Annotated in this window: 4 protein-coding genes; all 4 read right to left on the reverse strand. The window is 38.8% G+C overall.

Annotated elements, in window-relative coordinates; genetic code table 11:
* Nucleotides 1-225: 225 nt before the first annotated feature.
* Entirely contained in the window at nt 226-999 is a 774-nt protein-coding gene (locus IQ242_RS22340; protein ID WP_228021159.1) for a hypothetical protein, read from the reverse strand.
* A 62-nt stretch (nt 1,000-1,061) separates the two neighbouring features.
* Nucleotides 1,062-1,277, reverse strand: coding sequence for a hypothetical protein (locus IQ242_RS22345; protein ID WP_002793102.1), 216 nt, complete (start codon nt 1,275-1,277; stop codon nt 1,062-1,064).
* 250 nt (nt 1,278-1,527) lie between these two features.
* Entirely contained in the window at nt 1,528-2,097 is a 570-nt protein-coding gene (locus IQ242_RS22350) for a Uma2 family endonuclease (protein ID WP_193961453.1), read from the reverse strand.
* 14 nt (nt 2,098-2,111) lie between these two features.
* Nucleotides 2,112-2,467 (reverse strand): transposase (locus tag IQ242_RS22355; RefSeq protein ID WP_193961454.1); only part of this gene is annotated, 356 nt, incomplete at its 5' end.

The following is a 2,467-nucleotide window of genomic DNA, read 5'->3' on the forward strand; positions in this document are numbered from 1 at the left end:
GCTCACAGTCATGGGCTTCCAGAAACAGTATTTATCTATACGTTGGGAGTCTAGCGCCGTCAATATCTAGACTCAGGGATTTTGGGTAATTTCTTAAAGATTCCCTTGCTGGCATCAACTTCGTACCTCACCATTAAGATAACTGCGTATTTAAATTGCCTGTTGAGATGAGGCAAGAGACTTCGCAGGAATTTGATGACAGTTTACCCAAAATTGATCGGGAAATTATCGACTAACCGTTGGTTCTATAATCTCAATTTTTTCGATGATACCGAAGTTTTCACTAATTGCTCGTGTTGCTTTCAGTTGACCGGTTACTAAAAACTTCAGCTTCATTTTAATTGAGGATGTATCGGCTGGATTTCCTGCTAAAAACTGAATTTGTCGCAGTTGGGCTAAAATTCCCAAAGAAGCTGCATTATATTCTGTTTTGTAGGTAGTATCTTGATTATAGGCTTCGATTAATTGGTCGTGGTGGGTTAGGATAGAGCCAGCAATGAGAGCCGTTAATTTTTCCAGTTCATTGGTACTTGCAGCTTGTACCTCTATGAAAAGTTCTTGTTCAAAATTTCTTAGGCTAAAAATCCCGACAAACGAGTAGATAAACAGGATACTTTTCGCTTTTGATATATCATAGGTAAAGTTACACTCTTGCGTTTTATAATTGATGATAAAGTCTTGTTTTTCCTGAAGCCAAATTTGCTTTTCTGTTAAGGTCCCTTCAGCAAAGAAAGCTTGACACTGAACCGTTCCTTGTAGGGGTGTTTTGGCTAAGATATATGGTCCTAAAGGTTTTCCTTGGCTGACAGCCAGTTTTTCCCGAAACTCTTCTGGACGCGGTTGATTAGAGGTGTTTTCTCCGGGTTGTTGGCTGATGGTAAAGCAACCCGGAGTTATAACAATCATCGGGAGATTACTGCTATCATTTGAGTCAACCGGTCCGGCTTTAATGTGTTGCTCTGCGGGAGAAACAACGCTTGCTAAGGTTTTAACTAGCAAGCTGATTATTCTCAAAACTAGGTTTTGAATCATGGCAGTTTTGGGGAAGAATATTAACTACTTCATTGAGAGAGAACTTCTACTTTTTTAGCGTCGTCAAGATTTTCTTCTTCCTCAGCTTTAGCCAGCAATTCTTCTAATACTTGAATCGCACCACTGATGCGCAGCATGGTAGTTCTTAGATTAGACTCTTGTGTTTCTAGATCAGCTAACATTTTTTGACCAGACTCATATTCAGCTTTGAGTTGTTGGATGCGTTCTTTGATTTGTTCTTTCATAGGAATAAATCGTGGGAAAAGTTAGTTTTTAACCTAGGGTTTCTAGATCGTACCACAAAAACTGTAAGTTAAGGACAAATCCAGGTAAAATATGGCTCTTCGGTTTGTGTTATGCAATGGACGGGGGTTATAAGGGGTGGAACCCTTATAGAAAAAGACATTTGGCGATTTTTGTCAATTGTTTTTGATCTAGAGCGAACTAATCAATTCAATCTTTTGCCAGATAAGGATTTAGTCGATTTATGCCACCCTATCGAACCATAACAAGTAACGAAGAGCCTAAAATATCTTCTCCTGATAAAGTAGCAGGCTTTTTTAAGACTTCTACGGGTTGATCAGCGCGATAAATTTCGACAAGTTTATTTTTGGTATCAATTAACCAGCCTAAGCGCATTTGGTTGGCTAGGTATTCCTGCATTTTCTCCCGTAAGGGTTTCATCTTGTCTGTTTTAGAGCGCAATTCTAAGACAAAATCAGGACATAATGGGGGAAAGGTATCTTGTTGTTCGCGGGTTAGACAATTCCATCGTTCTCGACTAACCCAAGCGACATCAGGAGAACGGTTTGCACCATTGGGAAGGCTAAATGCTGTGGAGGAATCAAAAACCTCTCCTAATTGGGTTTGTTCGTTCCAAATGACAAAACGACTAGCGAGTTTAACGTTGTATTTCCCTGTGCTTCCTCCAGTAGGTGACATCATGATTAATTCGCCGGTATTACTGCGTTCAAGGCGGAGATCTCGGTTGGCTATTGCTAGTTTTTTAAACTGTTGTTGGCTGATTTTGCAATGGTTTGGCAGATTAATTATCGCTGGTTTCATAAATCATCTATACTTTAGACGTTCATAATCTGAGATTTATTAAACTTCTGAAATCGTAGAGTCAGCAAAGAATCCAGTTCTTTTTTATGTTTCAGATGGGCATCATTCAAACATTCATAAATGGCTGAAGAAAAGTCAGAAAAGTTCTCATAATATTTACCATATAAACATTTCTTTTTGACCAATTTCCACAGCCTTTCAATTAAATTTAGATTAGGTGAATAAGACGGCAGATAGAGCAGTTCTATTGACAAAGAAAGAGCCAATTCTTCAACAATTTTACATTTCTGATAGCGGGCATTATCTAATACGAGAGTGATGGGAATCATTAGTCCTAAAGCAGCTATTTTTGACGTGAGTTCACAGACTT

Source organism: Microcystis sp. LEGE 08355, from assembly GCF_015207185.1.
GTDB classification, from domain to species: domain Bacteria; phylum Cyanobacteriota; class Cyanobacteriia; order Cyanobacteriales; family Microcystaceae; genus Microcystis; species Microcystis panniformis.

What these genes read in the sequence shown, in the direction of transcription:
- IQ242_RS22350 (WP_193961453.1), bottom strand. Translation starts at nt 2,097, where the DNA reads ATGAAACCAGCGATAATTAATCTGCCAAACCATTGCAAAATCAGCCAA.
- IQ242_RS22345 (WP_002793102.1), bottom strand. Translation starts at nt 1,277, where the DNA reads ATGAAAGAACAAATCAAAGAACGCATCCAACAACTCAAAGCTGAATAT.